This window comes from Marinobacter sp. LQ44 (genome assembly GCF_001447155.2).
Lineage (GTDB): Bacteria > Pseudomonadota > Gammaproteobacteria > Pseudomonadales > Oleiphilaceae > Marinobacter.
Window position 1 is genome coordinate 1,954,924 of sequence record NZ_CP014754.1, and the last position, 15,271, is coordinate 1,970,194.

The window sequence follows — 15,271 nt, forward strand, 5'->3', positions numbered from 1 at the left end:
CCCGATCAGATTTAGTGGTCGCGATAGTCATCACTGGTGCGAACCCGGGGGCGCTCGCCGCTGGCCATGGGCGCACTGTCACCATGGAACTGGGCCTTCACCCGGCAATCGTCACACATCTTGATGAGCTGGACGTTGTCAGACTTGGTGTACATCCAGTGTTGGTTTTCCAGCTTTTCAACAATCCGGTTAATGGTGCTGGCAACACCAAAGGGTTTACCACACTGGATACATTCGAAGGGATCTTCACCGTGCAGGGCGCGGGCGCTCAGTGCCGCCTTGGACAGGTCCAGTTGTGGCTTCAGAGTGATGGCGGTTTCCGGGCAGGTGCTCTCGCAGACACCGCACTGCACGCAGGCGTTTTCGGTGAACTGAACTTCCGGCCTGTCCGGGTGATCGCCAAGCGCACCGGTCGGGCACAGGGATACACAGGCAAGGCACAACGTGCACTTGTCTGAATCAATGTCGATGGCGCCGTAGGGCGCGCCCGCCGGCAGGGGGATGGGCACCTCAATTTTGTCTGCCATCGCGGTGACGGCAACTCTGGTGATATCCCGGCGGCCACCCACCAGCAACACAGGTTCACTCAGGCGACCGGCATTGTCACCGGCTTCACCGAGATGTTCCGCGGCAATGACCCGAATACGGCTGGGGGAATTGTGGGTGCCCACCAGCATGGCCTGGGCCAGTTCCACTTCAGCGGCGACAGCCCGACGATCCGGTTCGCTGTCGGCCAGCATCAACACTTCGGCATAGCCCGCACCAAAGGCCGCCAGTATCTCTGCATGGCCTATGCGGTCAATCTGTTCCAGGCCAAACGGAATCAGGTCATCCGCCAGCCCGTCGTGGTACCTGGCCAGGTAGGCAATGGCCTCGGCGCCCGCACCCAGGGAATGAAATACCAGCCGTGGTGCCTCGCCCGCGTGCTCCCGGTAGGTCCTGGCCATCACGTCGAGCGCTTTGGTAATGGACTCAAAGGGGGTTTCGTTCATGGTAATGGCGGAGGTCGGGCAAACCGCCGCACAAGTCCCGCAACCGGCACAGATATCGGAATCGATCTGAATGTGATCGCCGGCTGAAAATATCGCCTCCGTGGAGCAGACGTCCAGGCAACGGGTACAACCGGGCTGGTTCGCCCGCGAGTGGGCGCACAGGGATTCTTCCAGCCGGAAATACACGGTTTTCTCAAACTCACCCACCCGCTCTCTGGCGGTCAGGGCAATGCGCTCCAGCTCACCGCTTTTGGCAGGATCCGCCCAGAAGTAGCCGTTGCGCTTCTGGTAGTGGGGAAATGCCGGGGCACCGCCCCGCAAATCAATGAAAATGTCGCACTCACTGCGGGCCGTGGTCTTGGCGTCGCCATAAGCCGGTGCCCCCCGGCCCGCAGGATTCAGCATCTGCAGCTGGGAAAATTCCAGTTTGAAGTTACCGAGTGCGCCCTTAGCCGCGGTCAGTTTACCCCTGGCCACGTCGTACCTGGCGGAGGGCAACTGTATAGGGCCCGCATCGCTCACAACGCAGGTAACGCCAAGCTCATCCTGCACCAGTTCCGCCATCCGGATGGCCTGGTCGGTTGGGCCAACGATACAGCATACGCCACTGGACTGGATGAGCTTTGCCGGCGCCATGGCTGCCGGCAGCTGCGCCCCGGCCATCAACGCGGCCTGCTTGGCATGCAGGCGTTTGGGATCGGCATCCGGCGCGCTCCAGCCGGCACGGTCCCGGATATCGATGGTGCTCAACGGTGCGGACTGGCCCACTTCCGCTTGCACATCCTCTCCCAGGCGCTCGAATAACGCCGCTTGCTGGCCGCAGGCAATGAGCACTTCACCAGCACCGCTCAGGTGTTCGGCAGCCGTAGCCATGTCCTTGCCACACAACTCATCCACAACAATCACCTGCCCGGCCGCCGAAGCCGCTTTCAGCGCCTCGGGACTGACGGCCTGCGTTTTTTCGCAGGTGCATAACAGAAGGGTTTTAGTTGGCGTCATCAGGAAAATTACTCTTTTAGTTATTTTTGTACGTATTGATTTCAACCGTGGCTCTTCGAGCATGCCACAGCTGTTTGGCCTTGGACAATCGGATAATTGGATAATTGCCTGAGCTCTGCTAGCTTCAAGAGACAATAAGAAAGAGAAACATCATGAGCAGTCGTACGGATAGTTGGAAACGAGAATTGCCGGTCGGCGCGGTGGTTCGGCGTACCCCCGGAATCACCCGGTGGGCCCGGCATATCTGGACACCGGTTGCGGTTATACCTGGTGCACCGGAGGCATTCTGGAAAGAAATGGTCCGGGAGGGCGAGGTGGTGGATTACCACGCCGGCACCGTGACCATGGAGCTGTTTCGTGCTGATGTGGAAGGTTACCTCGTTTCCCTCAACATGGCCGTCCCCTCTGTTTGGGTCGTGTTGGACAGAGATACCACCGGTCAGTCCCCGGCGGGATGGGTCGTCACCACCATCACCGCCAGCGCCCATGAAGCCCTCGATACCCTGGACAGCGGCGAAAGCATCGTCGAACCCGTTCCGATCCCAGAGTCACTGGCGGCCTGGATCAAAGAATTTATTGATATGCACTTCGTCGATGAGCCCTTCAAGAAACGCCGCCGAGACCGGGTTGACGTAGATGCCGTCGAAGAGGGCAAAGGCGACCCCCGTATTCGTCAGGAGAGCGACGTTTACCGGGCTCCGACAAACATCAAAAAACCGAATGTGCAGTGATGACTGAATCACGTTTGCAAAGATGGTCGCGCAAGAAAGCCGAAGCCAGCAAGCAGGCTGGCCCCACCACCCCCTTACCTGTTGAGAATGAGCCCCCCGCCGAAGAGCAGGAGCTCGCAATTAACCAGGCGCTGCCTGAGCACGAAGTGCTCGAAAAATACGGCTTGCCGGATCCGGACACCATCACACTCGGCACTGACATCACCGGGTTCATGCGCAAGGAGATCCCCGAATTGTTGCGCCGCAAGGCACTGCGCGCACTCTGGAAATCCAACCCAGTCCTGGCGGTGCTGGATGGCCTAAACGACTACGACGAGGACTACACAGACGCGGCAACCGCAGGCGAAGCCGTCAAGACGTTGTACAAAGTCGGCCAGGGCATGTTCGACAAAACGGCGACAAAGACCGAACCAACAATAGAACACGCAGAACCGCAGACCGGCGAGCCGGAACCAGTCAACACCCGGGAAACTTCGCCACCGGAGGGGTCTTCGGAACCAGAGCCAGCCATTGACTCTTCAAGCCAGCCCAGGCAACCACCATCGCTGTCGGACGCGCAGGATGAAGAGGCAGAACCGGCCCCACGTTACCGGCCAAGAATGAGGTTTGATTAAACACCACCACAAACCGGACATGTCTCGAGACTGGTTGCGCCATCGCCCTTTCGGGACTATAAATCTAGATAGCACAAAATTTGAACAACAACATGAAGGAACGTGATTTGGCCAACACTGCTGAAAGCCTTTGTCCTCGCTCGATCAGTGAAGAGGATCGAGCCAGAGCCCAGATTTACCAGCTACTGGGCACCCTGTTGAGCAACCCACCGTCAAGTGAGTTGCTGAAGGGGCTGGCGACTCTCAAGGGCGACGACACCCTCATTGGGTCTGCCTCGAAGAACCTTGCCGCCCTAGCCCAACGCACCTCGGCCACCGACGCGGAGCGAGAGTATAACAATCTGTTCGTGGGCCTTGGCCGTGGAGAGCTGCTGCCTTACGCCAGCTATTACCTGACCGGGTTCCTGAACGAAAAGCCTCTTGCGAACCTTCGCAGTGATTTGATGGCAAGGGGCATCCGTGCCCGTGCCGACGTCAAAGAGCCGGAAGATCACATGGGCACGCTGTGTGAAACCATGGCGGGCATTATCACCGGCGAATTTGAGTGCGACAGCGACCTGCCGTCGCAAAAAGCGTTTTTTGACGCCCACATGGCAAAGTGGGCGCGATTGTTTTTTACCGATCTGGAGCAAGCGCAAAGTGCCATCTTCTACGCCCCCGTGGGCTCGCTTGGTAAAGCATTCATGGCCGTAGAAGCAGACGCCTTTGCAATCCAGTAACCGGGATCAGCTCGATCCCCTGAACCAGGTGGAGATGTTGTATGAACGACCGTAATAAAGAAAACAGCCGCCGACATTTTTTGCGGATGGCCGTTGCCGCTGCCCCCGCTGCAGTTGCAATGACGGTAGCACCGAACGCCGCAGCCGAGGTCGTTAAAGACGTACCGAAAAGCAGCGGCCTGCGCGACACAGAACATACGCGCAAGTATTTCGAATCGGCTCGCTTTTGACCGGAGCCAGGCCGTTCAAGATTGCGTGATGCTCTTGGATGACCCTGCCCCCGGTAAAACGAGAACAATAAAAGAGAGAGGTATTGGACATGTTAAGGAAGAAAACCAACGGGGTAGCGAAAGGCCCCCGGGCGGGTTCTTTACTTTCATCCCTCGCTGCAACCACCATGGACCGACGGGGCTTTTTGACCGCCTCCGGAGTTGCCGTGGGCGGGCTGGCTGCGTTGTCGTTACCAACCACACGGGTACAGGCCTCAACGCCATCGACTGAAGGCGGAAACGTCGTTCGCAGAAAATCCGTGTGTACCCACTGCTCGGTAGGCTGCACGGTGGAAGCGGAGGTTCAGAACGGCACCTGGATTGGTCAGGAGCCTGGATGGGACAGCCCCTTCAACATGGGCGCCCACTGCGCCAAAGGCGCTTCGGTACGGGAGCATGCCCACGGTGAGCGCCGTCTGAAGTCACCCATGAAAATGGTGAACGGTCAGTGGCAGAAGATCTCCTGGGACGACGCCATCAACGAGATTGGCGACAAGATGCTCCAGATTCGCGACGAGAGCGGCCCGGATTCCGTCTATTGGCTCGGCAGCGCGAAGTTCAACAACGAGCAGGCCTATTTGTTCCGGAAGTTTGCCGCTTACTGGGGCACCAACAACGTCGACCACCAGGCCAGGATCTGTCACTCCACCACCGTTGCCGGTGTAGCCAATACCTGGGGCTACGGGGCGATGACCAACTCCTACAACGACATCCACAATTCCAAGGCCATCTTCCTGATAGGGGGCAACCCGGCCGAAGCACACCCGGTATCGCTGCTGCACATTCTTAAAGCCAAGGAAGAAAACAACGCACCACTGATTGTCTGCGATCCACGCTTCACCCGAACGGCCGCTCATGCCGACGAGTTCGTGCGCTTCCGCCCAGGCTCAGACGTCGCGCTGATCTGGGGCATTCTCTGGCACATATTCGAAAATAAATGGGAAGACAAAGAGTTTATCCGCACCCGCGTTTATGGCATGGAGCAGATTCGCGAAGAGGTTAAACGCTGGAACCCCGAGGAGGTAGAGCGAGTAACCGGTGCACCCGGAGCGCAACTGGAGCGGGTTGCCCGTACCTTGGTCAACAATCGCCCGGGCACGGTGATCTGGTGCATGGGTGGTACCCAGCATACCAACGGCAACAACAACACCCGTGCCTACTGCGTACTGCAACTGGCTCTGGGCAATATGGGCGTAGCCGGCGGCGGCACCAACATTTTCCGCGGCCACGACAACGTACAGGGCGCAACCGATCTGGGCGTACTGGCCGATACCCTGCCCGGCTACTACGGCCTGACCGCCGGTTCCTGGGCCCATTGGGCACGGGTCTGGGAAGAGGACATGGACTGGCTGAAGGGTCGTTTTGCCACTTGGGACAAAGATGGCAAATCCCGGGCCATGATGAATGAAAAGGGTATCCCGGTATCCCGTTGGATTGACGGCGTTCTGGAAGCCAAGGAGAACCTTGAGCAACCCGACAACACCCGGGCCATGGTGCTGTGGGGCCACGCGCCCAACTCGCAGACCCGGATGCTGGAAATGAAAGAGGCCATGGAAAAGCTCGACCTGCTGGTTGTGGTTGACCCCTTCCCGACGGTGTCAGCGGTACTCCATGATCGTAAAGAAGGCGCTTACCTGCTACCCGCCACCACCCAGTTCGAAACCACGGGTTCGGTGACCGCCTCGAACCGTTCTCTGCAGTGGCGTGAAAAAGTGATTGAGCCTCTGTTCGATTCAAAGGTCGACCACGAAATCATGAAGCTCCTTGCGGACAAGTTTGGCTTCACCGATCGCATGTTCCGCAATATCGCCATTGAGGGCAACGAGCCACTGATTGAGGACATCACCCGCGAGTTCAACCGTGGCATGTGGACCATTGGCTACACCGGCCAGTCGCCAGAGCGCCTGAAAAAACACATGCAGTATCAGCACCACTTCGACAAGACCACCTTGCGCGCAGTGGGCGGACCCTGTGATGGAGACACCTACGGTTTGCCCTGGCCCTGCTGGGGCACAGCGGAGATGAACCACCCGGGAACCCACGTGCTGTATGACATGTCGGTGCCGGTTTCCAAGGGCGGCCTCACCTTCCGGGCGCGATTCGGGGTGGAACACAACGGTCAGAACATTCTGGCAGACGGTGTCTACTCCAAAGACTCCGAAATCAAGGATGGTTACCCGGAATTCACCATGCAAATGCTGATGGATCTGGGCTGGGACAGCGATCTGACCGCAGAGGAACGGGCTGCCATCGAAGCTGTTGGCGGACCAACCGCGAACTGGAAAACGGACCTGTCAGGCGGTATCCAGCGGGTGGCCATCAAGCACGAATGCGCGCCCTTCGGTAATGCCAAGGCCCGCACCATCGTCTGGAACTTCCCGGACCCCGTGCCACTGCACCGCGAACCGCTGTACACCAACCGTCGCGACCTGGTGGAAGACTACCCAACTTACGCCGACAAGACCTTCTGGCGTGTGCCGACCATGTACGAGTCGATTCAGAAGAACGACTTCAGCAAGGACTTCCCCATCATTCTGACTTCTGGCCGACTGGTGGAATACGAAGGTGGCGGCGACGAAACCCGGTCAAACCCCTGGCTGGCAGAACTCCAGCAAGACATGTTCATAGAGGTGAATCCACGCGACGCCAATAACTTGAACATTCGCGATGGCAGGGATGTCTGGGTGTCTGGCCCGGAGGGCGCGCGCATCAAGGTAAAAGCAATGGTTACCGAAAGGGTTGGCGAAGGCGTGGCCTTCATGCCGTTCCACTTCGGCGGTCACCTGCAAGGCGAGGATCGTCGGCATAAATACCCTGAGGGTGCCGATCCGATCGTGTTGGGTGAATCCACAAACACCGTTCAGACATACGGGTACGACTCGGTCACGCAGATGCAAGAGACCAAGTGCACCCTGTGTGCCATCGAACCAGCATAACAAGAGGTGTAGACCATGGCACTTGAAGGACAAGCAAGAGCAAAATTCCTTTGTGACGCCGAGCGCTGCATCGAATGTAATGCTTGCGTGACAGCCTGTAAGAACGAGCACGAAGTCCCCTGGGGCATTAACCGCCGCCGCGTGGTCACCATCGAGGATGGTAAACCCGGTGAGCGGTCTATCTCGGTAGCCTGCATGCACTGTTCAGACGCGCCCTGTATGGCCGTTTGCCCAACAGACTGCTTCTACCAGACCGCAGACGGCATCGTGCTGCACTCCAAAGACCTGTGCATCGGGTGTGGCTACTGCTTTTACGCCTGCCCCTTCGGCGCGCCCCAGTTCCCCCAGGCGGGCAACTTTGGCAGCCGGGGCAAGATGGACAAGTGTACGTTCTGTGCAGGTGGTCCTGAGGAAGACCATTCAACCACGGAGTTCAACAAGTACGGTCGCAACCGTATTGCAGAGGGCAAGCTGCCGCTCTGTGCGGAAATGTGCTCAACCAAAGCCCTGTTGGCCGGTGATGGCAACACGGTTTCGGACATCTATCGCCAGCGAGTGGTGAACCGCGGTTTCGGTTCCGGCGCCTGGGGATGGGGCACAGCTTACGAGAAGAAGGGCGCTTAAGCCCGCCGGACAATTCCGGGGCCCCAGGGCCCCGGAACTGATTGCGGCGACGTCTTCTTTTGGTCCATTCCGCTGGAGCACTCTGATGAAAACAACACTATTGGGTGCCGCCCTGCTTGCAATGGCGACACTGCTTTTCAACCCTGCCTGGGCGGATAATGCTCCGGCGGTTGATCGAACCGCGACCGGGGGCGCGCAAACCCTCGAAGATATCATGGCTCGCCAGCAACAGCTGAAAATGGACGAGTCGTTCCGGTCTGAAAACCTCGGCAACCCGGCCAACGCCAAGCCGATCACGGAGCAACTGGGCACCCGGGGCGGCGTGTCAGACTCCGATGTCTGGCGGGGCATCCGCTACAACCAGAGCGATATCAAAACCCAGGCCAGGGGCCCCGGGGCCGATGTGCTGATTCAGGACGGCGGCATGCCCTGGTACAAGCTCCGGGAAGGCCCCATGATCACTTACGGCGGTGGCGCCCTTCTGGGCATCATTCTGCTGCTGGTGGTGTTCTACTTTGTTCGCGGCAAGATCATGATTGACGGCGGCCCCTCCGGCACCAAAATCGAACGATTCAAAGCCATCGAACGCTTTGGTCACTGGCTGCTGGCGGGTTCGTTTATCGCCCTGGCCCTGACCGGCCTGATCACCCTGATGGGGCGAAGTTTCCTGATTCCGGTCATCGGTCACGAGGCCTATTCAACCCTCGCCGTGGGCTCCAAGTGGTTGCACAACAACATTGCCTGGGCCTTTATGCTGGGCCTGATAATGACCTTCTGCATGTGGGTAGCGCACAACATACCCAACAAGCTGGACTGGCAGTGGATCAAGGCGGGCGGCGGCATCTTCACCAAGTCCCACCCCTCCTCGAAGAAGTTCAATGCCGGCCAGAAGGTCATTTTCTGGACGGTGATGCTGCTGGGTGTCTCTGTGTCCCTGTCAGGCCTGTCGCTGCTGTTCCCGTTTGAAATGCCCATGTTCGCCGGCACCTTCAGCGTCATCAATAGCGTTATCGGTACCGACCTCCCGACCGCGCTGACACCCCATGAAGAAATGCAATACGCCAATATCTGGCACTCAATCGTTGCCTTCGCGATGATGGTGGCCATCATCGCCCATATCTACATCGGCTCGGTTGGCATGGAAGGCGCGTTTGATGCCATGGGCAACGGCCAGGTTGACCGTGAATGGGCCCGCCAGCATCACGACCTGTGGGTGGAAGAGGTTGAAGCGAAACAAGGCAAAGGGGGTTCATCATGAAAGTTATGGCAGCCGCGTTTGTCGTGGCCCTGGTCATTGCTTTTTGTGCGCCGGTGGTACTGAACCAGTTTGGCTGGTCCTCTGCGGAACAAGGCAGCTCCACGAGTGTGCGCCTTGACTGACGAGACAGAGGTATACCAGATCGACGCTGTCGGTCTGGTATGCCCGCTTCCGGTTTTGCGTTTCAAAAAACGCACGCAGAACCTGCCCAGTGGGACCCGGGTGGAATTCCTGGCGGATGATGTCAGCGGCCGTCGCGATTTACAGGCGCTGTGCGAGATCACGGGCCACAGGATTGAATCGGTCCACGAGGAAGATAACGGTGTGATCCGTTATCGCATTTGCCTCGCCTGAGACCAAGCCCACCGCGTCGGCCCCGGCGATCACGCTTGTGATAGGAGTTCACAAAACTCAAACAGAATCCCGAGCTGATTCCCAATATGGTGTCCGAGATCATCCGCTGGCAAACACCCCTGGCCTACATGCGCCGAGCGGCCAAACCGGACGTAACACTCAACGGCCAGACCATCAAACAGGGTGACAAGGTGGTGATGTGGTACGCCTCAGGCAACCGGTACGAACGAGCCTTCGAGCAAGACCCGGACCAGTTCATTATTGATCGGAAAAACGTGCGTAAGCATCTTTCCTTCGGTTTCGGCGTGCACCGCTGCATGGGTAACCGCCTGGCAGAATTGCAGCTCAGGATCTTATGGGAGGAGATACTGAAGGAGGGTTAACACCGGATGGGCATCACCTGTTAAACTGCTTTCGGAGCATGCCCGCAGGGCGTGCAGTACGCAATCAGGTTTAAAGCTTGTCGGAACGGTTTCAGGGCGAGCGGGGTTTATTGAACGATGGCAAAGCAACAGGCATTCACTCCAACTCACAAGGTGCTGCTTGGCATCACCGTGCTCATGGTGCTGATTGCCAGCTTCTGGTCCACGCAAAGCTCATCCGCGAAGATACCCGCCCTTCCGGTTGAGCCCCTGGTTACCCCTACAGATCCCTCTGCCAGCGCTGAGACGCTGCCCGATACGCTTGCCGAATCCCGTTCAGACACCCGCACCCAGCACCACGAAGTTCAGCCCGGCGATACCCTGAGCAGTATTTTCAGCCGCCACGGGGCGCCCACGTCTGATCTGTACAAAATCATGGAAACGGATGTGGAATACCTGGCCCTGGAAACCCTGCAACCCGGCACCCAGCTGCGGCTGACCTTTGACGATCAGGACAGGTTCACCGAGCTTGCCCTTGTGCTTGATTCCGCCCGAACCGTTTTCTATACCCGCACCGACGATGACCAGTTCGAATACCGACGGATGGAAGCAGACACTCATTGGGTGTCTGAAGTGCTGAGGGGTTCCATTGAAGGCAGCTTCTACGTTTCTGCGGTAAAAGCAGGGCTCACCGCGCACCAGATCGCCTCGGTCAACCAGTTGCTTGAACACCGCCTGAATTTCCGGCGGGATTTACGTGCCGGCGACCAGTTTGCCGTCATCATCAGCCATGAAATGACCGATGATCAAAGCACCGGTAAAACCCGGGTTGAAGCGGTTTCGCTGAAGCGGGGGAGTCGCACACACACCGCGTTCCGGTTTGAGGACGGCAATTACTACGACCAAAACGGAAAAAGTGTGCTGCCCGCGTTTCGCCGCTGGCCCACGCAAACCTCCTATCGGGTCAGCTCCCACTTCAACCCGAGGCGGAAACATCCGGTAACCGGTCGTATCTCTCCGCACAACGGCGTTGATCTGGCCACCCCCATTGGCACCCCCATTTTCAGTACCGGCGATGGCATCGTGCAGCGAGTAGGTAACCATCCTTTCGCAGGCAAGTACATCGACATCGACCACGGCAACGCTTACAAAACCCGCTACCTGCATCTGCACAAGATTCTGGTCAAGAAAGGACAGTCCATTCAGCGGGGTGAGAGAATTGCGCTGTCTGGCAACACCGGGCGCAGCACCGGCCCTCACCTGCATTTTGAGCTGCATGTGAATGGACGGCCGGTGAATCCTCTGAAAGCAGATATACCTACTGCAGCGGACATCCCCAGTGAACACGCCAAAGCGTTCAAAGAGGACGCTTCCTACAAACTCGCTGTTATGGAGCGGGCGGGTAGTCGTTCGAATCTGATGTTGGCGGGTGCTCGGGTTTCGTTTGACTGAACCCGACCTTTCAGCACGGGTAACCATCAACCGCTTATAGCCCAGGGATACTAGCTATGCCCGAAAGCCTGGCCTGGTTTCCAGACAACCTCAGCCTGCCGGAGTCCGTCTTACCACTGCTGATCAGCACCACGCTCCTGATCCTTGGTGTGATTGCCCTCAGGGTTGTCATCGCAGGGGTTATCCGGCGCAACGTGGCGTCTTCTGAACTGCGCGGCCGGCTTTTGGTCAATTCCCGAAACGCACTGGTGTTACTGGCGGTGTTCGGCCTGGTCTTTATCTGGGGCGAGCAGCTTCGCTCCCTGGCCCTGTCGATTGTCGCCATCGCGGTAGCGTTTGTGGTGGCCACCAAGGAACTGATTCTTTGTGTGTCCGGCTCCATTATCAAAGGCGGTGCCGGCTCATTCAGCATTGGCGATCGTATTCAGGTAAAGGACTTTCGGGGTGATGTGATCGACCAGACCCTGCTGACCACCACGCTGCTGGAAGTTGGGCCCGGCAAGGCCAGCCATCAGCGCACCGGGCGGATGATCGTGTTGCCCAATGCGTTGTTTGTATCGGAGCCAGTCACCAATGAGAGCTTCACCGACCACTGGGATTTCCATGTCTTTACTGTGCCTTTCAAACGCGAAGATAACTGGCCAGCGGCCCGGGAGGCCCTGTTAAATGCCGCAAACCACCACTGCGAGCCGTACCTGGATACTGCCCGCAAGTACATGAGCAAAGTGGGTACGGCCCGAGGACTGGAGGTGCCCTCTGTCGATCCCAGGGTCACGATCCAGGCTCCAGCCGCCGGAGAGATTCATCTAACCGTCCGATTACCCACCCGCACTGGGCAACGCAGTTATATCGAGCAGGCCATTCTGTCAGAGGTTTTTCTGAACAATGATTTTTCTGCCAAGGAAGCAGAGCCCGAAACAAGCAAACCCTCGAAGGAATAGTTCAAACTTCCAGTTGTCAAAAATAGTCGAACCTTGTCGTTTTGATCTGCTTTCAGTGGTCGCATCTGCTGGTCAGACCCTCGCAACTAACTTCATACCCCGCTCGCATCCCCCCAGATAGCCGGCGCCAAAGAGGTTATAGTGATTCAGGTAATGGTAGAGGTTATAGATCTCGCGTTTGGTGGTATAGACCTCTGAGCGAGGATAAACACTGTCATAAGCGCTATAAAAGGCCGCACCAAAGCCGCCAAACATTTCCGTCATGGCAATGTCCGCTTCCCGGTCACCCTGGTACACCGCAGGGTCAATTAACCAAGGGCCGTCGTAATCGAACAACACGTTGCCATTCCACAAATCACCGTGCAGAAGGCTGGGGTGCTCGCAATGGCTGTCCAGCCAGCGGGTAAGCGCAGCGCTACTTTGGTCAAGAACGCGTTGAAATCTTTCTCGAATAACCGGATCAGCAATCCAGCTGGTGCTGATCGACCTCAGCCACTTGCGGAATTCTCAAATGCTCCACACCAACCTGCACCAACGCTTCGCGAAGGCTTTCGAGCCCCTCCGCCTCGCGGGTTAATGCATCAGAAAATCCGGTGGTGTTGGTTTTGACAAACATATCGGTGCCCTATTGCTGCTGGCGCAGCAAGGCATTCACGGTAAAGGTATACGGCGCGTCTACGCCCAGTTGCTCACACCGGCGCAGCACGGCCCCGGCGATGCTGTCCAGCTCCAGCGGGCGGCCTTTTTCCTTGTCCACCAGCATGGAGGTTTTGATGGCGTTGAAGTTGCTGATCAGCTCGAACATGTCATCCAGGTCCTTCTGGGTCAGGTTTACGCCATCCGCTTCAGACGCCTTCACGGTTTCCGCCATCATGCCGTACACCACCTTACCGAACTCAGGGTGATGAGTCAGGCTGCGGGTATCCAGATGAGTGAGCGCTGACAACGGATTCACTCCATTGTTGATAACCAGCTTGCGCCAGAGTTCATACCGGATGTTTTCGGTCACAGTGGTGGGAATACCGGCTTCGTTAAAAGCAACTTCCAGAACCTTGAGAAGATCCGCACGCGGGTCGACTTTCGGTTGTTGTGCGGGCCAGGCGCCCATCACGATCTGGGCCACGCCTTCGGCAAACACCTTACCGGGTTCAGTTATATGGCCGCCAATGCGCACGGCAAGGCCACCGAGCACACGCGCCTCACCCACGACTTCGGCAATCAAGGGTTCGTTATCAACGCCATTCTGCAATGACAGCACCGGTGCGGAACCGGCACTCAGCCAGTCGCAAAGTTCGGTCATGACGGCACCGGTCGCCGTGGATTTTAGAGCAATGGCAACCAGATCAAAATCATTCGGATGATAATCCCGAATGAGCGTCTGATGATCACAGGCAGGAAGACCATGCCGGAGCACCTGCCCTTCATAATCAACGGTCAGGCCATCCGCTTTCAGTGCCTGAAGGTGATTGCCGCGAGCCGTCAGTACAACCTGGTGGCCAGCTTCAGCCAGCCTTGCGGCGTAGTAGCCTCCGATACCGCCGGCACCGATCATCAGAATCTTTAATGCAGCCACTGCAACCTCGATACGTCAGGATGTTGGTCAGAGAGAGTTCAGGGACAGCTGCCCAGAGTATATCAGGCCCGCAGCGCCGTCAGCTCGTCAGCACCTCCGCTGCAGAAAGGGCGCATTCGATATCCTCATCCTCACTGCCACCAGATACCCCAATGCCGCCCACCAGAACGCCCTCCCAGTACAGCGGTACGCCGCCGCCAATCACGGTGAAGTCGCCGGCCTGGTTCAGGCCATCCAGCACCCGGGCAGGGGCTGAAGCCAGCACGTTTTCAAGATCTACCGTGTTGAGGCCCATACCTGCCGCCGTGATGGCTTTTTTCTGCGACAGCTCGGAAGACACGAGAAAGGAGCCCGCCATTTTAAGGAAGGCCAACTGACGCCCTGAGGCATCGACAACCGACACCGTCGCCTTGATGCCCAGCCCACTCGCTTTGTTGACGGCCGCCTGAAGCAGGCTTAACGACGCTTGCTCAGTCAAAGAAAACGAGGGTTGTACGAGTGTGAATTGCTGGTTGTTATCCATGGTTGCTATCTCATCCAGCCGAAACCCGACAGCATCTGTGCCGCATTGTTCATGCCACTGCTGAACATCCGTTGCGGGAACTGCGAGCCCCCCAGACTAAACGCGGCATTGAGCAGGCAAACCGTCGGGTCATCCAGGCGATTGGTTTGGGCGGAGCCCGCAGCATCACCCTTGAACGACATCACGGCCCCCCACTGCTGATCCTGTGCCCAGGCACTGAGCAACTCCCTCAAATGCCGGTCGTGCAGGGAAACACCGTCTGCCTCTCTATGGCAAGCCTTGTCATCGAGGCAGATCACAAGGACATCCTGTTCCCGAAGCACCTCCAGACACCGCCCGACTCGCCGGTATTCAAGCTCACTCATACCGGTATTAAGGATGAGTTCCGTTAACTCCCCCGGCTCCTCTGCCAGAAGCACCCGGAACAACTGGTGCCTGCTCGATACGTCCCGTGAATGCACTTCCGGCTCAAAACCCTGGTCTGAGAGCAACGCCTTTATCCTGCCCGCGGTGGAACCGTTGCCTTTAAGCTGCAGGATTTCCGGGGCATTTTGGCCGGCACTGGAGCTGATCACCACCACGCTTTTGTACTGTTTGCCCCAGATCATCCGTGCAGGCCCTGAGCCGGCCTGTTCCCGGGACTGGATGTTGTCCGCATCGCAGGAGACAAATAACACTGGAAGTTTGCTCATGTGCCTTCTCCTTAAAATCCGCAATCATCGCCGGGGCTTATCGCCCCAGCTTTTTCGCCGACTGCCCGCCGATGCCGAAATGTTGCTTGGGCATCTCGTTGAGAATGACACGCACACTTTCGACCGGCGCTCCGAGGGAACGGACAATGGCGTCGGTTACCTCGTGGATCAGCATCTCCTTTTGCTCGTCGGTACGACCTTCCAGGATGTTGATTTGAGCAACGGGCATAGA

Annotated in this window: 18 protein-coding genes and 1 pseudogene; 12 read left to right on the forward strand and 7 right to left on the reverse strand. The window is 57.8% G+C overall.

Annotation, left to right across the window (positions count from 1 at the left end; all coding sequences use genetic code 11):
- Positions 1-11 precede the first annotated feature (11 nt).
- Positions 12-1,991, reverse strand: coding sequence for a 4Fe-4S binding protein (locus ASQ50_RS09115; RefSeq protein ID WP_058092950.1), 1,980 nt, complete (start codon positions 1,989-1,991; stop codon positions 12-14).
- A gap of 152 nt (positions 1,992-2,143) precedes the next feature.
- On the opposite strand from ASQ50_RS09115, the gene ASQ50_RS09120 reads away from it, so the two are divergent.
- The 12 genes and pseudogenes from ASQ50_RS09120 (at position 2,144) to ASQ50_RS09170 (ending at position 12,251) form a co-directional block, all read left to right on the forward strand.
- Positions 2,144-2,722 (forward strand): DUF3305 domain-containing protein, encoded by a 579-nt coding sequence (locus ASQ50_RS09120; protein ID WP_058092951.1) that lies wholly within the window; start codon positions 2,144-2,146, stop codon positions 2,720-2,722.
- Positions 2,722-3,336: a DUF3306 domain-containing protein gene (locus ASQ50_RS09125; protein ID WP_058092952.1), complete on the forward strand. Its 615-nt coding sequence runs from the start codon at positions 2,722-2,724 to the stop codon at positions 3,334-3,336. Before ASQ50_RS09120 ends, ASQ50_RS09125 begins: the two co-directional genes overlap by 1 nt.
- Before the next feature lie 92 nt (positions 3,337-3,428).
- The gene (locus tag ASQ50_RS09130) at positions 3,429-4,055 is read left to right on the forward strand and encodes a molecular chaperone (protein WP_227513287.1); all 627 of its coding nucleotides are present in this window, start codon (positions 3,429-3,431) and stop codon (positions 4,053-4,055) included.
- Between the two features lie 41 nt (positions 4,056-4,096).
- Positions 4,097-4,285 (forward strand): twin-arginine translocation signal domain-containing protein, encoded by a 189-nt coding sequence (locus tag ASQ50_RS09135; RefSeq protein ID WP_058092954.1) that lies wholly within the window; start codon positions 4,097-4,099, stop codon positions 4,283-4,285.
- Positions 4,286-4,374: 89 nt separating this feature from the next.
- The gene (locus ASQ50_RS09140) at positions 4,375-7,260 is read left to right on the forward strand and encodes a formate dehydrogenase subunit alpha (protein WP_058092955.1); all 2,886 of its coding nucleotides are present in this window, start codon (positions 4,375-4,377) and stop codon (positions 7,258-7,260) included.
- A 15-nt stretch (positions 7,261-7,275) separates the two neighbouring features.
- Entirely contained in the window at positions 7,276-7,884 is a 609-nt protein-coding gene (gene fdh3B, locus ASQ50_RS09145; protein WP_058092956.1) for a formate dehydrogenase FDH3 subunit beta, read from the forward strand.
- 85 nt (positions 7,885-7,969) lie between these two features.
- Positions 7,970-9,142: a formate dehydrogenase subunit gamma gene (locus ASQ50_RS09150; RefSeq protein WP_058092957.1), complete on the forward strand. Its 1,173-nt coding sequence runs from the start codon at positions 7,970-7,972 to the stop codon at positions 9,140-9,142.
- Positions 9,139-9,264, forward strand: coding sequence for a hypothetical protein (locus ASQ50_RS21630; RefSeq protein WP_264754036.1), 126 nt, complete (start codon positions 9,139-9,141; stop codon positions 9,262-9,264). The genes ASQ50_RS09150 and ASQ50_RS21630 overlap by 4 nt, the downstream gene beginning before the upstream one ends.
- Complete coding sequence (locus tag ASQ50_RS09155) at positions 9,248-9,496, forward strand: sulfurtransferase TusA family protein (protein ID WP_230715760.1); 249 nt, start codon at positions 9,248-9,250, stop codon at positions 9,494-9,496. Before ASQ50_RS21630 ends, ASQ50_RS09155 begins: the two co-directional genes overlap by 17 nt.
- 44 nt (positions 9,497-9,540) lie before the next feature.
- Positions 9,541-9,867, forward strand: a pseudogene (locus ASQ50_RS09160) (cytochrome P450); the annotation flags it as partial.
- A gap of 129 nt (positions 9,868-9,996) precedes the next feature.
- Positions 9,997-11,310 (forward strand): peptidoglycan DD-metalloendopeptidase family protein, encoded by a 1,314-nt coding sequence (locus ASQ50_RS09165; RefSeq protein WP_082888463.1) that lies wholly within the window; start codon positions 9,997-9,999, stop codon positions 11,308-11,310.
- A 56-nt stretch (positions 11,311-11,366) separates the two neighbouring features.
- The gene (locus tag ASQ50_RS09170; RefSeq protein WP_058092960.1) at positions 11,367-12,251 is read left to right on the forward strand and encodes a mechanosensitive ion channel family protein; all 885 of its coding nucleotides are present in this window, start codon (positions 11,367-11,369) and stop codon (positions 12,249-12,251) included.
- Positions 12,252-12,323: 72 nt separating this feature from the next.
- On the opposite strand, the gene ASQ50_RS09175 is transcribed toward ASQ50_RS09170, so the two are convergent.
- From ASQ50_RS09175 to ASQ50_RS09195, 6 genes are all read right to left on the reverse strand, one after another.
- Positions 12,324-12,743: a fructosamine kinase family protein gene (locus ASQ50_RS09175; protein ID WP_082888464.1), complete on the reverse strand. Its 420-nt coding sequence runs from the start codon at positions 12,741-12,743 to the stop codon at positions 12,324-12,326.
- Positions 12,712-12,867 carry a hypothetical protein gene (locus ASQ50_RS21425; RefSeq protein ID WP_227513288.1) on the reverse strand — a complete coding sequence of 52 codons (156 nt, stop codon included), beginning with the start codon at positions 12,865-12,867 and terminating at the stop codon, positions 12,712-12,714. The genes ASQ50_RS09175 and ASQ50_RS21425 overlap by 32 nt, the downstream gene beginning before the upstream one ends.
- A gap of 9 nt (positions 12,868-12,876) precedes the next feature.
- Positions 12,877-13,824, reverse strand: coding sequence for a ketopantoate reductase family protein (locus ASQ50_RS09180; RefSeq protein ID WP_227513289.1), 948 nt, complete (start codon positions 13,822-13,824; stop codon positions 12,877-12,879).
- Positions 13,825-13,903: 79 nt separating this feature from the next.
- Positions 13,904-14,347: a GlcG/HbpS family heme-binding protein gene (locus ASQ50_RS09185; RefSeq protein WP_058092962.1), complete on the reverse strand. Its 444-nt coding sequence runs from the start codon at positions 14,345-14,347 to the stop codon at positions 13,904-13,906.
- Positions 14,348-14,352: 5 nt separating this feature from the next.
- Positions 14,353-15,039 (reverse strand): hypothetical protein, encoded by a 687-nt coding sequence (locus ASQ50_RS09190; protein ID WP_058092963.1) that lies wholly within the window; start codon positions 15,037-15,039, stop codon positions 14,353-14,355.
- Between the two features lie 37 nt (positions 15,040-15,076).
- Positions 15,077-15,268 carry a 2-hydroxymuconate tautomerase gene (locus ASQ50_RS09195; RefSeq protein ID WP_027951160.1) on the reverse strand — a complete coding sequence of 64 codons (192 nt, stop codon included), beginning with the start codon at positions 15,266-15,268 and terminating at the stop codon, positions 15,077-15,079.
- Between the last annotated feature and the right edge of the window lie 3 nt (positions 15,269-15,271).